Origin of the sequence: Prevotella vespertina (assembly GCF_009728485.1) — a bacterium.
In the GTDB taxonomy this organism is placed as follows: domain Bacteria; phylum Bacteroidota; class Bacteroidia; order Bacteroidales; family Bacteroidaceae; genus Prevotella; species Prevotella vespertina.
Genome location: NZ_VVIQ01000003.1, coordinates 1 through 17,743, shown reverse-complemented (window position 1 = coordinate 17,743; position 17,743 = coordinate 1). Strand labels below are relative to the sequence as shown.

Here is a 17,743-nt window from a genome sequence, read left to right as displayed (position 1 = left end):
TTTTTAGTTAGTTGTTCTTTCTGCGTAATCTTATTCGGCGTTCCCATAGAGCCGTTCCAAATTTGATAGTGCTAGTTATATTGTATTCAGCCACAAACCCATCAGGGGTGATATGTATCTTTATCTTATTATAGAGCGGATGAAAATCTTCGGTTAGCAAATCACAATCATTGTCAATTTCGGTCGTGTCTATGACAACAGAGTCTGTGTCATCATCCACTACTTCTGCTATGGCTGTATCACAAACCGCTTCATAGTCAATACTATCATCTGATATAGAGTCTACTTCTACGGAATCTATCTCTTCTTCTGAATTTTCATTGACATAATTAAACATATAATCGCTGACATATTCTTCACTCTTTATGTCCCTGTAGAAATTCTCATCTGAAACCTTATCGGTTGTGTTGCAGTAGTTCATTGTCCGACTACTCCCATCTAATGGTTTCCCGGTGATGGTTACCTTGTCTTGCCAAGGAATACTCTGTGCCATAATAGCAAGACTTAGTCCTGGGCAAAAAGCATTGATTGCATATTTTAAAACATTGATAGAAACCATATTGAGAGAAGGTTGACTTAACTTATAATCCTCTGTTTGTAATAAGAACTCGTTAGGAATCCCATGCTGAAGAATCTTGTCTAATGAAGGATAGAAGTCATGCATGTTACAAATGATGTATTGGTCTAATAAGGAAGAATAGGCTAGGATAACATCATGTTCCATTATGATTTGTAAGATAGAATCGAGAGGTATTCCATATCTGTTAGGGGTACAACAGGGTTGATTGATATGCAATCGGAAAACTCTTCCATAGGTAGAAGAGTTAAGTGCTGTAAGGGTGAAGCTAGAGTAAACGCTGTCAGGAGTTGATTTATACAATGGAGCGTAAGGATAGATAAGTTGTTGTTGTTTTGTGGGCTGGAATATTCTATCCTCATTATCAGTAGAATCTCCTTTGGCTGAATAGGACCACGAGTTGGAGAACTCATAAGTAATTTCATCACCTATTTCTATTGCATTCTGAGCAGAAGTAGGTAAAGAAATAAGCAAGAGACATAATCCAAGCCAAATACTTATGTATGATTTATGTCCTGCGTTGGATAAATTATTATGAAGAATGGATTGTGATGTGCGCATACCTTATCTTGTTAATGGTTGATGAAAATGGTGCTGATTTACTTTATTGTTTAACCTGCCTAATAATCGATTCATGTGCAACAATAAGTGACCTTGGTTGTTTAAAGGTAACAGTCCTATTGTATTCATTTAGCCAGCCTTCCGAGTTGAAAGAAGTTGTTTCTTCTATCTTGAGAGGATTAGAGCCTTTCTTATCTGATGGTATCTCTTTATAATGTACCATTTCTGGTGTGTACTTACGTCTATAAATCTCAGGTAGCACACCAAGCCCTGGAGCTGAGAGGTTTATAATTAATGATATAAAAGAATTGACATCTTCTGATTGGGTGAATTCTTGCTTAAATTCCTCCTTTAGCACTACATCAGTAAATTTTTTAATAAGTTCGTTCTCTTCTCTGTGTGCGTAGAGGTAGTCTATAAGATCATTTATTGTTTCGTTCGAATTGGTGGGCATATAATTACTCATATTTTCGTTAAAGGTGATTAAGATACCTTTTTCTTTTAGTAATCTAGTAGTGAACTTAGGAGTAATTAAATCTGGGTTACCATTGATATTATCCCCATAAGGGCTCTGTTGAACCAGTAACCGCATGGTATAAGTATAAGGTGTCACTTCCCGTACAGTTAATGTAAATGTTGATTCGTAGGATTTTCTATTTTCATAGAGTAGATAGTAAGACGATGCTGGACAGAAAGATAAATTCTCATAGATATCATAAGGAATCTCTATGGGCTTTTTTGTAGTTGGGTCCTCTGCTTTAATCGATAGCTTATAGGTGTATTGGAGAGTATCTCCCTTTTTGAAATGTGTAGAGATATACTCTCCTTTGGTTTGTGCAGAGAGTATTGTACAAATGAGCGAAGCCATCAATAAGACTATTTTCCGTCGATTAATCTTCATGTTGGTAAGGTTGTAAGAAGTTATTAAATTGTTATGTAATAGAGATCATATCAAAAAGAAGATGTTTTAGAATAGTGATCCTTCGGTGATTGGAGAGGATTCTAAGGCGAGTTTATTCTCGTCCATCTGTACAAATCGAGCAATGAATTCTTCCTCAGAGATAATTGGAATAGAGAGTTCCTTTGCCTTTTTATTTTTGCCAGAAGAACTTTCTACATCGTTGTTAATAAGGAAACTGGTTGATTTAGAGACAGAACCTGTTACTTTGCCCCCTTGACTCTCAATGTAAGCCTTCAGCTCATTACGATTCTTATAATGATGCACATCGCCAGTGATAACAAACGTTAGTCCTTCGCAACTATTACCAGTTGGCGCAGATGAAGACTGACTAATATTGAGTTCTACTAATAGCTGTTGCAGCATAGAATAGTTATCTTTATCCTTCATCCATCTAACAAAGCTGGCACTCTTCTCTGGTCCAATGCCTGCAATAGTAGCAAAGACATCTTCGGTGGTAGCTTCAGTAGCTGTATGGAATAGGTCTGCGATTTGATAAGCTGATAACAAACGATTGCAAACATCACGCCCGATAAGTGGTATATTTAATGCAAAGAGTAAGCGATGCGCTTCCACGTTACGAGCTTTCTCAATGGCTGTAAGTAACTTGCTAACGCTCTTGTCTCCAAATCCCTCCATTGTTCGTAGTTCTGAAGCATGGTTGTTGAGATGGAATAAGTCTGCATATTCACGTACCCAACCAAGATTGATAAACTTCTGTATCGTCTGTTCGGATAGTCCATCAATATTGATTCCTTCCTTTGAAACAAAGCGTCCGAACTTCTTGAGTTGCTTTGCAGGACAATGCGTGTTGGTGCAATGCAACGTCTTTGTTCCACTACTCTCACTCTCTGTTACCTCTGTTGCTGATTGGCATACAGGGCATACCTCAGGTATATGAAATACGCCCAATCGCTCAACAACATTGATTACCTTTGGGATAATCTTATTTGCTTTGATAACAGCTATCTTTGTTCCCTTATCGCCAATCCCCAGTCGCTCACATTCAGAGATATTACAGAGCGAGGCACGCTTTACAGTTGTTCCTTCTAGTTCAACGGGCTTGAATACGGCAACGGGAGATATGGTTGAGGCAGCACAAGACCATTCTATATATTCTAGTTCTGTTTCCGCACTCTCATCCTGCCATTTGAAAGCATAACCAGCACGTGCCGCATGATGACCTGTTACCGAACCTGTTGCGGCGTAGGCAGTATCATCGTATGTGATGACTAAGCCATCAACAGGATAGGGGAAAGGTGAGGAACTCTTGCCTGTTACCCGTTCTGTCCAGCGATCAATGACAGCTTGGATATTTACCTCTGTGGGTTGCTCAATGAGTTCTCTGTCTACTGGCTTAAAGCCTTGTTGTTCTAGCCATGCCATACGATTGCCCCATGAGATAATCTCTTCTTCTTCATAGACAAGGGTAAACGGAATCCAACGGATATGACGTTCTTTCACTTCATTGATGTTCTTCAACGTCAATGAACCTGATGCAAGGTTACGAGGATTAGCATATTCCTCTTCTGATTCCATATTGAATTGCTCGAAGTCAGGATAACTGATAACAGCCTCGCCACGAATAACGAGGTGTCCTTTATAAGGAATGGTTTGTAAGATACCATCAATAGCCGTAGAAAGATGAGTAATATTGGTGCCAATATGACCATTACCACGTGTGACAACCTTTGTTAGTTTACCATTATCGTATGTAACAACAAGTGTCAATCCATCCAACTTCCATGAGAGCCATATAGGTCTATTCTCTGCCCATTTAGTAAGGTCTTCTATCTTCTTAGTTTTTGCCAAGGATAGTGCAGGGAACTCATGTTCTTCTTTTTTACCGGCAACATTATCAGCAGATACATTTTGTGTAGGAGAATCAGGTAAGATAATTCCCGTTTCCTCTTCTAACTTCTTTAATCGGTCAAAGGCTGCATCCCACTCATAGTTGGTCATGATTTCTTCTCGACCATTATAATAAGCATCAGAGGCAGCGTTGAGTTGTTCAACAAGGGATTGTATTTCGTCGTTCATTCGTGTTGAGTGTTTGAATATTGGCAAAGATACTACAATTTGATGAATCTGACATTCATTCGCTGAATTAATTTGAATAGTTTATGTTGCCAACTCACTTCTTTTGCTTACCTTTGCGCCAAAGAATAATCGAATCAATTTTATTTATGTCTACACTAACAATTGCTATTATCGTCGTTTTCGTCTTGGGTTATGCACTCATAGCGATGGAAAGTCTGACGAAAATCAACAAAGCTGCAGTTGCTTTGTTGATGTTTGTTTTCTGTTGGGTTCTCTATATGGTTGACCCTTCACCATTTGTGCAACTGATGCACCCAGAGTTTAAGGGTATTGGAGATCAGCTCGTCACATTTGCCAACAAGTTGATAACCGAGCATCTTGGTGACACTGCAACCACGCTTTTCTTCCTTATGGGAGCTATGACAATCGTTGAGATTGTCGATCAGAATGGCGGCTTTAATTGGGTTAAAGACGTGATGCGTTCTAAGTCAAAGCGTAGTTTATTATGGAAGATAGCCTTCATGACGTTCTTCCTTTCAGCTATCTTGGACAACTTGACAACAAGTATTGTGATGATTATGATTCTTCGCAAGCTCGTTCAAGATCATAAGGATCGTATGATTTATGCGTCATTGGTTATCATTGCCGCCAACTCGGGTGGTGCTTTCTCGCCAATCGGTGATGTGACAACTATCATGTTGTGGAATGCGGGAATGATAACAGCTGGTGGCGTGATAAGCGAGATCTTCATACCATCTCTTATATCAATGATTATCCCTGCCTTTGTTCTTCAGTTCTTATTAAAGGGCAAGTTAGGTGGTGATATGTTAGAGACGGATCACTCTGGTGATACTGAACTATTAGAGTTCAATGGCTCACAACGCAAGATAATCTTTGCTATTGGTGTGGGTGGACTCTGCTTCGTACCAGTATTCCATTACTTCACAGACCTTCCTCCATTCGTTGGTATCCTCTTTGTATTAGGTATTCTTTGGACGATTACAGAGATATTCTATCGCAATCTACATCGTGCTAAGGGCGATAGCGAAGACTTCTCTAAGCGTGTCACCAACCTGTTGAGTCGTATTGATATGTCAACAATCCTCTTCTTCCTTGGTATTTTGATGGCTGTTGCCTGTCTTGAAGAAGTGGGTATATTACACGAACTCGGTGGAGGATTAAACAGTTTCTTCCAAGGTAATCATTATGCAGTGACGGGTATCATTGGAGTATTATCGTCTATTGTTGACAATGTCCCACTTGTTGCAGGTAGTATGGGTATGTATCCAATTCAGGCAACAGGCGACATGGCTGTTGATGGCATCTTCTGGCAGTTATTGGCTTATTGTGCTGGCGTAGGTGGTTCTATCCTTATCATTGGTTCTGCAGCAGGTGTTGTCGTAATGGGATTGGAGAAGATAACCTTTGGTTGGTACATGAAGAAGATTTCGTGGATAGCTTTCTTGGGTTATCTCTGTGGTATTCTCTCTTATTGGGTTATCCGTACGTTTATATTCACAACTCCACTGTAATATTTATCAGTATAAAGAAGACTTATACGAGTTTTATATTATAAAAAATCGGGTGACTCCAATATTTGGAATCACCCGGTTTTGTTATTGTACTTGTTTAGTTGGCAAAGCGTACATTCTGTGCACTCATTCCAACGATGATGTTACCCTGGATAAGCTTGCCCTCTGGTGAATAGTAGAAGACCTCGCTTGGAGAATTATAATCTGGAGTGTCTATAACATAGATGTTACCCCACTTGTCAACATTAACTTGTTGAGGACTGTGAAGCCCTGTCGTATCGAGATTAGTCTTCTGACCTGTAGCTAAGTCATAGAAGAAGAAACTCTTATCATCGCTTCCGTAAGGAGCATAGAGGCAGACAAGCGCATTCTTCTTAGCACTGTATGCAATGGCAGTAGCATTAAAGAGTTGTGTCACTTTGTTGGTCTTTGTGTCAATCTTCTGTACTAATGGCTTCTCTGTATAATCAAACATAGACACGATAAACACGTCATTACCGGCAGCAATGTTCTGATTGTAAGGATTAAGCCCAACCTCAATATTCTTTGGATTACGGAATGTGTTGAGGTCTACTACTGCTAAGTACTTACCAGTGTTTGCTATACTACGGTTTGAAAGGTTTGCATATAGCTTACCATTCGTAATTGATATTGCCTCTGGGTGGTCACCCACAACAACAGAGTCGACCAGTGGCTTCACTTTGTCGTTAGGATTCATCTTATATACTTTACCGCTATAGGCAGAGAAGTAAACATACTTGCCATCTGTAGCCAAGTAACGTGGCTCAACGTTGTGGAGCTTAATGGTCTGTTCAACTTTCCCTTGTCGGTTCAAAACTTCTATTTTTGATGATGTCGTACAAGCAACAACTACTTTATCATGGAATACGATTAAGTCTTGTGCATCACCGATACCAATACCATTCTGTGCCTTATAAGCATCTTGGAATACGAAAGGTGCTGTTGGACGAGCTTGAATATTGTAATCAAGAATACCAACAGTACCATTGTTTGCGCCCCAGTTACCGGCACAAGAAACATAGACGTCTGTGGTTGATACCTCTGGTTGTTTACCAACATTAATGTCGTCATCATCGCTACAAGCGGTGAAAGTGAGCGCAGACATGAGGATAATGCCTAACGCAAGTAGATTCTTTTTCATTGTCTTCATTGTTTTGTTTATAATTAATTTTGGTTTAATCCTTTTATTGTGGTTATGTTTCTTGCTTAAAGTTCCCAGCTTACAGACAGTCGCCAGTTGGTGCCTGGCATTGGATAGAAACGTACGACCTCATAGTTCTTATTGCCAAGATTGCGCGCATCAAACTGTACTCGTAATTGCTGCTTATTGAGTTTGAACTCCCGCGAGAGCGTTATGCTATGGTCAGTAAATGGTTTCATACGATTGTCTGGAATGTTATAACTCAGCGTATATCGTTCGCCCATGAACAAAACATTATAACTGAAATCGAGCCAAGGAGTATGTAGTAAGACGCTTGCTGAACCCGAATGGCGTGGGGTATAAGCTATCTGATTACAATAATAGACGGCTGTTGGGTTGCTGATATCAGTTGCCTTCATCAGACTATAGCTACCTGTCGCACTCACGGACCAATCATTACCCCATTTCTTCTCAATGTTTGCTGATACATCCAGCCCTAATTGGCGCACCTTCCCAGCGTTCATCATCTGCCAATAGAACATCTTTGGTACCGCAATAATCTTATCGGTGACGTTGCCGAAATACCCATCAGCGGTCAAGGAAAGCTGGAGTGTACGATTAAAGGTGTGCGAGTAAGTGGCACCAAGGTTCCACATGCGTGACTTCTCTGGGTTCAGATGGCGGTTACCAATACCCGTATAATAAAGTTCATTGAGTGTTGGAGTACGGAAAATGTCCTTATATCCAAAGCGGAGGCGGAAGTCTTGCAGGCAACGCCACTGCATACTGAAGGCAGGCGACAGTCTGTGAAATCCGTTCGAAGCGTTCCCTTGTTTTACACGTTCGTAGATATTCGTTGCGAGAAGAGATGCATTGATACTGAAAGAACCTATCTGATAGTTGGCTGCTAAGGCTGTCCACAGTGAGTTGCGGGTTGGGTTAGCAGCTTTCGGCAGCGTCATGGATAGATGGTTATGCGCATAATCCTGTGCGAAAGAAAGGTTTAATCCCTGCAACGGATTTGTCCACAGCGTCGCTGTTAGGTAAGTCTCGTTCTGTCGGTAGGTATCTTCTTTGTATCCACTGGCAGGTATATCAGAGTAGCGTGACCAAGCGTAATTCCATTTAGCAGCCGCTTTCATCTTGATACGATTGCTAAATCGGTTCTCATAGAGCATTTGCGTAAAGACATTCTTATCTTTCAGACGTTCTGCCGAATAAGTATTGTCATAGATGACAGCTCCTGGCAATCCTCTGTTGGATGTGAAGCCGTAAGCCTTCCACTGCAATGTCTGCTTATCCGTGAGCTGATAGTTCATATTCACTTCACCTCGCCACGTCTGTATGTCACTGTTGTTTCTACGCTCATGGATGGTTTTGATACCATTCTTTAGCGTGAACCAATAAACTCCGTCAGCCCTTTCGTAGCTTGTGTATGCGCCAATCCCCAAACGTGAGAACTGTTGATGATAGAGTAGGGAGGGCGAAAAGAGGCCATAGCTACCCGTGCGCAGTGTTGTTGTGAGGTGTGGTTTGCGGTCGGATACGCCTTGTAACGTACTGATATTGATGAGTCCTGCTGAGGTATAAGCCTTTGCACTCTGATAGATATTGTCCTCTTGTCCAATCTGCAAACTGACGAGTGAGACGTTGTCAAGCGTGAAGCGGGAGAGGTCTACCTGTCCACTCTGGCAGTCACCTACCTGCACTCCATCATACGTGACGCCCGTGTGTCCAGCCCCTAAGCCTCGAATATTAACCGTCTTCATACCGCCTACACCGCCATAGTCCTTCACCTGTACACCAGCAAACCGTTTCAGCGCATCGCCCATGTCGTGTATGCCGAGACGCTCCATATCCGTGTGTGACAGAGTCTGTATCGGTGTACTTGCCAATACATTCCTAGGAATACGGAAGCCTTTAACCACAACCTCGTCTATTGTCTGTGTGGAATCATTGGTTATGGTTTGTGCTGCCATACTCAAAGGACATAACAACAGTAAGAAAGAAGCCAGTTGCCTCATCTTCTTATAATGTATCATAATGGTTCTATGCAGTGCCCTTCCTCGAGGGATGCAATGACTTGCAATGGCAGGTCTTCTGACTTGTTATCCAAAAGAAGGTAAACGCCTTCCCAATCATTCGTTATCAGTGGCTTATGTTTACCTGTGACAGACAACTTACAGCTGCGGGACAGTAGCGGAATCTCACCGTTTTCCCTTTTTAATCATGTAATGTTAATGAACCTATTGCGCATACAAAGATACTATAAAGGGTAGAGATAGGCAAATAAATAATGTGATTTCATGGTTCATACAGCTCTTGCTATAGGAAGGGATGATGTTTGCTTGAGATAGTTCCTACGATATTGGATAAGTTAATCCAACTAATTGGACACGTTGATCCAATTAGTTGGACACGCGTGTCCAATAGGCTGGACAAACGTGTCCAATCCTGTTCATTATCTTACCAACCAGTGGTAATGAGAGAAAGTTTTATGAGTTATGTATCTGTAGATGTCGCATTGGGTGTCCGCCCCATGTGTTCTCACCTACAAAAGTGAAGCCTATGCGTTTGTAGAGACGCTCGGCTTGTGGATTCCCTGTGTCTACTAATAGTCCTGTCGGTAGGTTCATGCGTTGTCCCTTCTCGATAGTAGCACGGAGAAGTTGTGTTGCAATGCCTCGACCTCTATGGCTGTTGCTAACGCAGAGAGAGTCGATATAAAGTTCACCAGCAGTCGTCTCGTCCTCCATGTTAGAATAGTCTCTACCGAAAGTCTGCTTTGCCTCGTCTATAAATGCTTGACGTAATTCGTGAAGATTTGCCCCATCATAGCTTACACATACGCCTGCTATTTCGTTGTTCTCCGTCATAGCTACCAGTGTGTTACGATAGGAATATTGCGAATCCTCTCGTTCAACTAACTTAGTCATCAACTGATGGAACTCATCTAACGTATGCTCTGGTCCTGCAAACCACTGGCAGCACTCGTGGTTCATAGCCTCCATAATCATTCGTGCTATCACTGCCGCCTGTTCTTTTCGTGCTTCTGTAATCTTAATCATGGTGCAAAGGTAAGGAGAGAAATGGTATTTCATGATTCTATTTGTATTATTCTTTAGCTTTTATTATTGTTTCTCATAGTCATTCCTAATCTGTATAAATGCAATTACCCTCTCTAATCATGTGATTGGAGAGGGTAATATGTTTAGCTTTTGCCTTATTTTATAGTGCTGTGAATGCAGCTACGAAACCAAAGATGATACCTGGTGTGTTAGCAATCGCTACTGGCCAATCACGCTTCTCCTTAAACAATCCGTAAGCAACCCATAAGGTGCAGTTCACACCTGCCATAAATGGCTGAATAAAAGATCCCTTGTTACCTGCGAGGTTACTTTCTATCTGTGGCAGGTAGAAAACATACATTAAAACTGCTGTCACCATACCAACCCATCCCATTGCGGTGAAGAACTTTTCTTTTGTCATAATTGTAATTGTTATCTGTAACTATGTAGTTAATTTATTGTTTCTTATTTATTACCTTTGTTCGTTGTTAATCGTTATATCGCTTGTCTTCAGACTTATCTTTGCCAATGCAAAAGAGTATAAGCATCATCAATAATGGAGTCCCTAACAAACTAAAGAGGATCCATAAAGCTACATTTCTATTTCTGTTTCGCGCCATAATAGCAACGAAGATATACCAAATAAAATAAAGTACAGCAAATATAATGAGTGTAGCAAGGGCAAAAGTCCCTCCTAGAAGACTTGATACAGGGTCTTGAACCTCAGTGCTATTAGCAGCAATGGCAGAAATTACCATTAATACAGATAAGCACGTTGCGATTAATCTCTTTGATTTTATCATCTTAATATTCTAATAATTAATGGCGCAAAGGTAATGCTTTTTATGTAATGCCCTCTCTTTTTATCTGAAAAAAATTATATTGTAGAGTCTACGATATATTTCGTCTAATTGAAATGTTTCTGTATTGCATCCATAAATGGTGTCAATTCGCGGTTATGCACGCGACCATAGCGGTCAATCATTTGTAGAGAATAAGCAATGTAGAGACGGCGCTTGGCACGCGACATAGCTACATAGAATTTGCGAGCATCTTCTTCGTCTTGCTTTTTACTCTTATTGAAGGCGTTGGGATAACGTCCGTCGGCAGCATCAAACACAATAACATTATCAAACTCCAGTCCCTTTGCCTTATGCACTGTCGTTACATAAACACGCTCACGGATACTCTTACTATTGCAGAAATCAGCTTCTTTCAGTGTGTTGATATCCATAATATATTGGGCGAGTTGCTGAACAAGCGCATTTCCTATTGCATTGTCCGTCAGCATATCTATACGTAGATAACGCAAAACATAATCTAATCGAGAAATCTTATTGATTAATCCATCTGCATGCAAGGCGTTGTAAGCAGACGATAGTTCCTGAACGAGGGCAGGTTCTTCGTTCGTAGCTAATACATAAAGATGTTGGACACCATTCAAATAAAGTTCTCCATAGTTGTTACGAAGGGTATTTATGAATGGTTTTACCTTTGGATGTTGGAGAAAAGACAGTTGCTCTGGTTGTTTCTCACGTGCCTTTTCGGCACAAAGACGGACGAGGCTCACCGTTGCTCCCACGTCATCAATAGCCTGATGACTATTCTTTCCTGTTAGGTGGAACGTCTCTAAGAGCGCCTCTAACTTATAAGAATGAAGGCTCGGAGAAAGAAGTCGTATCAGTTTTAGCGAGTCGAAGCATGGGTTCATGTGGGCTTTCAGTGTGTCGTTGCAATATCTTTGCAGACAATTATCAATGATATTGTAATCGTAATTGGCGTTATGTCCAAGTATAGGACGTGCTCCAATGTAGGATAGAAAGCGTTGCAAGGCTTCTTGAGGAGTGATAAGTTCCTCTGCAGCGAGCTTCTCATTATAGATAGCATACATAGGATTATCTTTGTCGCCTAGCTTTGGTAAGATAGGTTTGTCTGTCTTTATATAAAGGTCGAGCGGCTCTCCAACGATTTCTCCACCCTTAATCTTCATGGCTGCAATCTCTATAATGTCATCAGCAAATACGTCTAAGCCTGTTGTTTCAGTATCGAATACAACCATTTCTTCTTCATCGTAGGCTTTAAGAAACTCTGCTGTGTAGCAAGTATCAGGATAAAGAAGGAAGTCGGAAGGCGAAAGTGCGAGTTGCTTCAGTTTCCAATTGAAGCGTCGTGCCAAAGCATGTGAAGGAAAAGCACGCACACCTTTCATTATACGTGTCCATGCAATAGAGTTATGTTCGTTGGCAAGAACACTGAGATGAGACAGTAAGAGCTTAACATCGGGTGTATCAAAGAGGTCGCGCCCAGACACCTTAAAGTGTGTCAGTCCTACTTTGTCCATTGTCTCGCTAATATGATCTGCATCTGAATTAGAACTGACTATCACTGCCGTTCGTTCTTCTTTGTTTTGTTCATAAAGGTTACGAGCTACATCTGTAACCTCTTGTCGTTCCGAGTCAATCGTACTACTATGGATGATTCGTAAATCTTCGGGCTTAGCTTTCACATCATTGTCAGAGGCAGGAAGCAACTCACGATCTATCTTCAGTTGTTTTTCTGCGTAATCGTTAAAGACATCAAGCAGGTACTTTGGTGAACGATGGTTTCGTTGTAGGTGATGAATATTGCCCTTACACCGCATCTTGAGCAATGTGAGGGTCTCCACTTTGGCACCCATAAAAGAGAATATTGCTTGTTGTTCGTCTCCTAGATACATCACCATAGGATTATCTTTGACAGTGAGCAGGTCAATGATAGCGAGCTGCATACCATTGAGGTCCTGCACTTCATCTACCTGAATCCACTTATAACGCTTACATGTATCATCGGTACTGTAGATGTCGTAAGTCTTTAGTAACAAGTCTTCGAAGTCGAGCAGATGGTTCTCTTCTTTGTATTGAGCATAACAAGCAGCATAATACATCTTCCAAAGCAACACACGAATCCTATCGGCAGTCTTTGCATCAAGTCCTAGCACGTTGGGCTCGTCCATGTATTGCTGTGCATGATGATAGATGTCAATCACCGCTTGTTCGTTATATTCTCTCTTCTGCGACTTGCATATCTGCTTGATAGCCTCTCGGTCATCATCCGTGAAACTCTCTGGGTGGAGGTAATACTTCCACGGATGCTGATGTTCCATCTGATAGATGAAGTGCTGGAAGAAGATAATCGTCTGATAGCCTTTATATCTATTGAAGTCTCTTGTTACTCCTTCCTCATCTTCGTTACGATAGTCTGCAATGATACTCACGGCTTCCTCATCGTCAATAATAGCGGAGTCTGCAGGAATCTTATCTTGCTCGAAAAGGAACTTAGAGCAGAACCGATGTACATTACCCACCATCAGCTCTGTGCTATCGCCTCCAACAACCTTCTGAATACGATTCGTCATCTCTCTTGCAGCACGATTTGTGAACGTAAGACAGAGCATATCCTCGTATCTCACACCCTTTTCCCTCGCATATCTTATCCTCTCTGCCAGTATATGTGTCTTACCACAGCCCGGTGAAGCCAGTACAAGATGGTATCCATGACTTGCCTCTACTACGGGTATTTGATACTTATCTAATAACGTAAACGAATTGTTGGGTTCCATAGGTTCTTATCTTTATGGGCGTTAGAAGCCTTTGCAAAAGTAAGAAAAAGATTGGAAATAACTTACGATCAGCTTAAGGAATAAAAGTAAAGTGGTATCTTTGCAAGCAGATTTAAGGATTAAACTATGCAGGACTTTGCAGCAATTGATTTCGAAACAGCGAACTTTGAACGGAGCAGTGTCTGTTCCGTGGGCGTTGTGATTGTTAGAGGTGGTGAAATAGTGGATAGTTTCTATTCTCTCATACAGCCCGAACCGAATTATTACCAATGGCGATGTACGCAGGTGCACGGGCTTACGCGTGAAGATACGGATGAAGCACCAGTGTTTAGTGAGGTATGGAAGCAGATAGCGCCATTGATTGAAGGCTTACCATTGGTGGCACATAACGCCCCATTCGACAAAGGATGCCTGCGAGCATGCCTTATGACTTATCAAATGGATTACCTCGACTATGAGTTCTTCGATACGTTGAAGGCGGCACGAAGTATTCTCCCTCATCTCCCGAATCACCAACTACAGACCGTTGCGGCTGCATGCGGTTACGATTTAACCAATCATCATCATGCCCTTGCCGATGCGGAGGCGTGCGCTTGGATAGCCAAGGAGATATTGTAAGATTCTGCCCGTCGCTCGTTGAAACTAATACCTTACAAAAGCGAAACACACACATAGCCCATCTTATAGGATAAGCAGAGAAAACTTTGTACATTTGTTTGTGGATATTCAAATATACAATATTTACAGCGGTTTCTTTTTTATTTTATCTGTTTTATCACTCCAAATTCCTGAAGAACCTAATTTCTTGATACTTATATCAATATTTTTTTACATTGAGCCATATCTGACATTCCAATATGGGTGCATTGTCTTGGGATGCCTAGTTGCTTCGATATCTAATTATAGCACACGAAACGGCTTACGAATGGTATTTTCCCTTTCCAGAGTTAATCAAAATAATGATGTGCTCTTCGTTTTGCATAACGCAGTTCTGCATTTGCAACCATACCTAAAGATTTCTTGCTACCTGTATAACAGCCGACATATGCATTACATGGTCTGCAGATGTACATCCAGCCATATGAGACTCCTTGATAAATCTCAGAACTATCTATAAGCTCTGTTGCTTGGTCGCAATAAGGACATAGCTTTCCATCAAAGATTCTCTTTTGCTCTTCAGATATGAAATTGCTGCTTTTCATTAATCAATCTTTCCTTGAAACTTCTGCGATATCTTTGCAAATTCTTTTACGACATCATAAATGGCGACTTCATTTACATTGACATCTTCGTCAACAACTATCATGTTGCTCATCAGCTTTGAGAAAAACTCTTTTTGCTCATCATCAAACAATTTAATTTGAACTAAAGCTAAAAGAGAATTCTTCTCTTCTACATCTTTTTGAGAGTCATCTGGAACTTCTAATTCTTTTTTGAGTTCATTGAAATAAAACATTTCACGCGCATCAATTTTACCATCTGCATGAATGACATCAAGCAGTATGCGCATCATTGCTATTTTTTGCTGATAATTAAACTGTTGCATAATTACTTTTTGTTTCTGGTTTTTCTCCAACCTTGTTCTTTATATTCTTCTACTTGACTTAGAGGAATCTGTCTTTCCTCAAAATTCTTGGCTTTCTTGCGCTTACCATTGTTCATGAGAACAGTTTCTTCTTCACCAAACAAGTTTACAGAATCTGCTGTTGGTTTAACGGCATTAATTTTGCTAGCAATTAGAGTTCCATTTGTATCTTCTTTACATGGCGTTTCCTCGTTTTCGCTTGGCAACTGGTCTTTTGATATATCTGCATTCCCATCGGATGTGATTGGACTGTCATCATTATTTGAGGTGGCAATTGTCTCAACTTCCTCAGATGTTACGGATGGTTCCTCCGTAGAAGGTATAGTAGAGTCCCCGCTATCTTCTGGAACAATGTCTTGAACTTCTTCCTGTAAGTTAGTTTCGCTATTCCCAGGGATTTCATTCTCCGTCCCAATACAGACAGGTGTATCTTCAGGTTCTGATATGGAGTCGGAAGGAAGTACTTTTGCCTTGAAAATACTTAAGCCTACATGATTATATAGGCAATCGTATGTTCCATCATATCCCAAAGTAATTCCGAGCAGATAAGTTGCCAGTATGAAGTCAAATCCCAGATATTTTTTTGAGTTTACAACAATTTTTTTCAAATTGTCACCCCATTCCAAATTGTCACCCGATAATGATTTCAGATAGAGATAAAGCGGAGCTACTACATAGAAATTACAATCGGGAATATCATTCTTACATTTCTGAGACAGCGACGATTGTTTTACCACACGAACTAAATCGAAGAATTTATCCTTATTCAGTTGATTATAAAGCTCTGTAGATTCTGCAACATCTCCATGAAGCTCTTTCTGTTGCATCCAGTTGATATAAACATGGATAAAATCACAGAAGAAGCCGCTCATTGTCCTAGGATATAAGCTATGACGTTCATATCTTAACAGGTAGACCCATGGAGACAACTCTCCTTGAGGACGCTCATAGGCATATAGCTCCCTAAACGTCTCTGAGATAATTTGCTCATCTATAACTTCTGCGCACTTTGTCTTATCTGTTTCTTCAAGTCCAAAAATTTTCCATAAATTATCTATGCCACGCATGCTCTGCTTCTGGAGCAATATCTCCTGAAGTTTGTCAAACATGGGAGCCCATGGAGATACATGTATCTGAATTCGAGAATCAAATGAGATAGACATCTCTTTTTTTGCCTCTTCATTGAACACATAGACTCCACGAACATCGCTCAGTTCTATTTCCGGATTGCACGAGATTTCTTGTTCTACAGATATGTGAAGCATCAGATACTCAAACGAGTATTCAAAGAGATTCATATCAGATGTAACCTCTTTGAACTTCGCCACGTCATCTTTCAAATTTTGTATGTCGCCGTCAAACGCAGTGACTCTACGAACATATAGATGTCCGTACTTGAAAAGGTCAACAAATTCCGCCTTGCGGATGATTGTAAGATATTGCATATACACCTCCTTTTAGAATCCCCATGGATTTCTAGCGTTTCCTGCAGATTTTACACTTGCAGAACCAATGTCAATATGGGAACAATTTGATTTAAATGCGTCAAGATAATCACTTGGATAACCATAATAGCTTATATACAAGTCTTCGCGACAGCGAGTCATTGCAACCATAAATAAGGTTTTTGCAATACTCTCGTTAGGACTGATATACATGCGTGAGTTTGCGAAAGGAATGAAAACTTGGTCGAAATCCAGTCCTTTAGCACTGTGGAATGTCATCAGAATAATGCGGTGGTCTGATTCTGAGAACTGACCATATCCATTACCCACATACTGGAGTTTGATGCCATTAGATTGAAGATAGCGATTCATCGCTCCAAAGTCTAACTTTCCCCACTTGTTCGTTGTCGCAGGCCATGGTGACTTACCCTGACTTACCAAAGCTTTATTGACAAAGTTAACAATTTCTCGTTGAGTCGGAATAAGCACCGCAGTTGTATATCCTTGGTTAACAGCCTTAGTGGCATTCTCAATAATATAAGAAACTTCCTTCTGCTCAGATGGCGCTTCGCATAAGCGTATCTGAGTATCACTCTTAGTCATATCTCTTTTTGCAGAGAAAATCTTCATACGTGGGAGGAAACGCTGTACAGCATCAATGATAGATCGTGACAAGCGATGTATAACACCAAGCTCAAAGGCATCTCCATGAATAAGGTGCCCAATCTCTGATGCAGAAACTGTAGCCTCGTGCCATTGTGGATCGCTTTCGTAAATAGACTGATTAGAATCTCCTGCAACAATGATGTGTGAACATCTTGAATTCATTTCGGAAATCACTCTTGGTGTAAGGTCTTGAACCTCATCACATAGGATATAGTCATAGTGATTGCCACTTTTCATGAATCCATAATAAGTGTCAATATCTATGTTCAGTCCGAGTTCTTTGAATGCGGCTTTAAACATCTCCACCAAGGACTTAGTAAAGACTATCAGCATAATACGAGAGTGAGAAGAACGCGACCGAATCTTCTTAACGGTATAAACCAAAAGGACAGACTTACCTGAACCAGCAAATCCTTTTATCCAAATGCTTTCTATGTCAAAAACCTCCAATATTTCTTATTTTAACTATTTATTTAACAATTACACTTTGTGTTGCCAAACAGATATTGTCAGGTTGATACATACAACCAGTTCTGACCATTGCAGTTATA

The 17,743-nt window shown here is 40.7% G+C and carries 15 protein-coding genes and 1 riboswitch; of the genes, 2 read left to right on the top strand and 13 right to left on the bottom strand.

Annotated elements, in window-relative coordinates; genetic code table 11:
- Nucleotides 1–7: 7 nt before the first annotated feature.
- From F0475_RS03330 to ligA, 3 genes are all read right to left on the bottom strand, one after another.
- Nucleotides 8–1,138, bottom strand: coding sequence for a hypothetical protein (locus tag F0475_RS03330; protein WP_155715359.1), 1,131 nt, complete (start codon nucleotides 1,136–1,138; stop codon nucleotides 8–10).
- Between the two features lie 43 nt (nucleotides 1,139–1,181).
- Nucleotides 1,182–2,039: a hypothetical protein gene (locus F0475_RS03325; protein ID WP_155715358.1), complete on the bottom strand. Its 858-nt coding sequence runs from the start codon at nucleotides 2,037–2,039 to the stop codon at nucleotides 1,182–1,184.
- Between the two features lie 66 nt (nucleotides 2,040–2,105).
- On the bottom strand, nucleotides 2,106–4,136 hold the full coding sequence (ligA, locus tag F0475_RS03320; protein WP_155715357.1) for an NAD-dependent DNA ligase LigA: 2,031 nt from the start codon (nucleotides 4,134–4,136) through the stop codon (nucleotides 2,106–2,108).
- Nucleotides 4,137–4,282: 146 nt separating this feature from the next.
- Here ligA and nhaD point away from each other — a divergent pair, with 146 nt between their 5' ends.
- Nucleotides 4,283–5,668, top strand: a complete 1,386-nt coding sequence (nhaD, locus tag F0475_RS03315) for a sodium:proton antiporter NhaD (protein WP_155715356.1) — start codon at nucleotides 4,283–4,285, stop codon at nucleotides 5,666–5,668.
- A gap of 97 nt (nucleotides 5,669–5,765) precedes the next feature.
- Here nhaD and F0475_RS03310 read toward each other — a convergent pair whose 3' ends face one another.
- The 6 genes from F0475_RS03310 to F0475_RS03285 all read right to left on the bottom strand — a co-directional run bounded on the left by F0475_RS03310 (nucleotide 5,766) and on the right by F0475_RS03285 (nucleotide 13,496).
- Nucleotides 5,766–6,830: a YncE family protein gene (locus F0475_RS03310; protein ID WP_025791601.1), complete on the bottom strand. Its 1,065-nt coding sequence runs from the start codon at nucleotides 6,828–6,830 to the stop codon at nucleotides 5,766–5,768.
- 65 nt (nucleotides 6,831–6,895) lie between these two features.
- Nucleotides 6,896–8,872: a TonB-dependent receptor plug domain-containing protein gene (locus F0475_RS03305; protein ID WP_155715355.1), complete on the bottom strand. Its 1,977-nt coding sequence runs from the start codon at nucleotides 8,870–8,872 to the stop codon at nucleotides 6,896–6,898.
- Between the two features lie 31 nt (nucleotides 8,873–8,903).
- Nucleotides 8,904–9,096: riboswitch (cobalamin riboswitch) on the bottom strand.
- 229 nt (nucleotides 9,097–9,325) lie between these two features.
- Nucleotides 9,326–9,898, bottom strand: a complete 573-nt coding sequence (locus F0475_RS03300; protein WP_040559369.1) for a GNAT family N-acetyltransferase — start codon at nucleotides 9,896–9,898, stop codon at nucleotides 9,326–9,328.
- A gap of 160 nt (nucleotides 9,899–10,058) precedes the next feature.
- Nucleotides 10,059–10,319: a membrane protein gene (locus F0475_RS03295; protein WP_008822230.1), complete on the bottom strand. Its 261-nt coding sequence runs from the start codon at nucleotides 10,317–10,319 to the stop codon at nucleotides 10,059–10,061.
- Nucleotides 10,320–10,386: 67 nt separating this feature from the next.
- A complete protein-coding gene (locus F0475_RS03290) occupies nucleotides 10,387–10,701 on the bottom strand; it encodes a hypothetical protein (protein ID WP_008822231.1) in 315 nt (104 codons plus the stop codon).
- A 104-nt stretch (nucleotides 10,702–10,805) separates the two neighbouring features.
- The gene (locus F0475_RS03285) at nucleotides 10,806–13,496 is read right to left on the bottom strand and encodes a 3'-5' exonuclease (RefSeq protein WP_155715354.1); all 2,691 of its coding nucleotides are present in this window, start codon (nucleotides 13,494–13,496) and stop codon (nucleotides 10,806–10,808) included.
- Between the two features lie 126 nt (nucleotides 13,497–13,622).
- Here F0475_RS03285 and F0475_RS03280 point away from each other — a divergent pair, with 126 nt between their 5' ends.
- Nucleotides 13,623–14,114 carry a 3'-5' exonuclease gene (locus tag F0475_RS03280; RefSeq protein WP_155715353.1) on the top strand — a complete coding sequence of 164 codons (492 nt, stop codon included), beginning with the start codon at nucleotides 13,623–13,625 and terminating at the stop codon, nucleotides 14,112–14,114.
- Nucleotides 14,115–14,443: 329 nt separating this feature from the next.
- On the opposite strand, the gene F0475_RS03275 is transcribed toward F0475_RS03280, so the two are convergent.
- From F0475_RS03275 to F0475_RS03260, 4 genes are read right to left on the bottom strand one after another with little or no spacing between them, the layout of a single operon-like run.
- Nucleotides 14,444–14,698 (bottom strand): zinc-finger-containing protein, encoded by a 255-nt coding sequence (locus F0475_RS03275; RefSeq protein WP_234422944.1) that lies wholly within the window; start codon nucleotides 14,696–14,698, stop codon nucleotides 14,444–14,446.
- The gene (locus F0475_RS03270) at nucleotides 14,698–15,042 is read right to left on the bottom strand and encodes a hypothetical protein (protein WP_155715352.1); all 345 of its coding nucleotides are present in this window, start codon (nucleotides 15,040–15,042) and stop codon (nucleotides 14,698–14,700) included. Before F0475_RS03270 ends, F0475_RS03275 begins: the two co-directional genes overlap by 1 nt.
- A 2-nt stretch (nucleotides 15,043–15,044) precedes the next feature.
- Complete coding sequence (locus tag F0475_RS03265; protein WP_155715351.1) at nucleotides 15,045–16,526, bottom strand: hypothetical protein; 1,482 nt, start codon at nucleotides 16,524–16,526, stop codon at nucleotides 15,045–15,047.
- A gap of 12 nt (nucleotides 16,527–16,538) precedes the next feature.
- Nucleotides 16,539–17,642 carry a 3'-5' exonuclease gene (locus tag F0475_RS03260; protein ID WP_155715350.1) on the bottom strand — a complete coding sequence of 368 codons (1,104 nt, stop codon included), beginning with the start codon at nucleotides 17,640–17,642 and terminating at the stop codon, nucleotides 16,539–16,541.
- Between the last annotated feature and the right edge of the window lie 101 nt (nucleotides 17,643–17,743).

Bases quoted from the DNA above. Each gene is read 5' to 3' on its own strand.
- F0475_RS03290 (WP_008822231.1), bottom strand. From the start codon at position 10,701: ATGATAAAATCAAAGAGATTAATCGCAACGTGCTTATCTGTATTAATG.
- F0475_RS03305 (WP_155715355.1), bottom strand. From the start codon at position 8,872: ATGATACATTATAAGAAGATGAGGCAACTGGCTTCTTTCTTACTGTTG.
- ligA (WP_155715357.1), bottom strand. From the start codon at position 4,136: ATGAACGACGAAATACAATCCCTTGTTGAACAACTCAACGCTGCCTCT.
- F0475_RS03295 (WP_008822230.1), bottom strand. From the start codon at position 10,319: ATGACAAAAGAAAAGTTCTTCACCGCAATGGGATGGGTTGGTATGGTG.
- F0475_RS03285 (WP_155715354.1), bottom strand. From the start codon at position 13,496: ATGGAACCCAACAATTCGTTTACGTTATTAGATAAGTATCAAATACCC.
- nhaD (WP_155715356.1), top strand. From the start codon at position 4,283: ATGTCTACACTAACAATTGCTATTATCGTCGTTTTCGTCTTGGGTTAT.
- F0475_RS03275 (WP_234422944.1), bottom strand. From the start codon at position 14,698: ATGAAAAGCAGCAATTTCATATCTGAAGAGCAAAAGAGAATCTTTGAT.
- F0475_RS03280 (WP_155715353.1), top strand. From the start codon at position 13,623: ATGCAGGACTTTGCAGCAATTGATTTCGAAACAGCGAACTTTGAACGG.
- F0475_RS03300 (WP_040559369.1), bottom strand. From the start codon at position 9,898: ATGATTAAGATTACAGAAGCACGAAAAGAACAGGCGGCAGTGATAGCA.
- F0475_RS03270 (WP_155715352.1), bottom strand. From the start codon at position 15,042: ATGCAACAGTTTAATTATCAGCAAAAAATAGCAATGATGCGCATACTG.
- F0475_RS03265 (WP_155715351.1), bottom strand. From the start codon at position 16,526: ATGCAATATCTTACAATCATCCGCAAGGCGGAATTTGTTGACCTTTTC.
- F0475_RS03325 (WP_155715358.1), bottom strand. From the start codon at position 2,039: ATGAAGATTAATCGACGGAAAATAGTCTTATTGATGGCTTCGCTCATT.
- F0475_RS03330 (WP_155715359.1), bottom strand. From the start codon at position 1,138: ATGCGCACATCACAATCCATTCTTCATAATAATTTATCCAACGCAGGA.
- F0475_RS03310 (WP_025791601.1), bottom strand. From the start codon at position 6,830: ATGAAAAAGAATCTACTTGCGTTAGGCATTATCCTCATGTCTGCGCTC.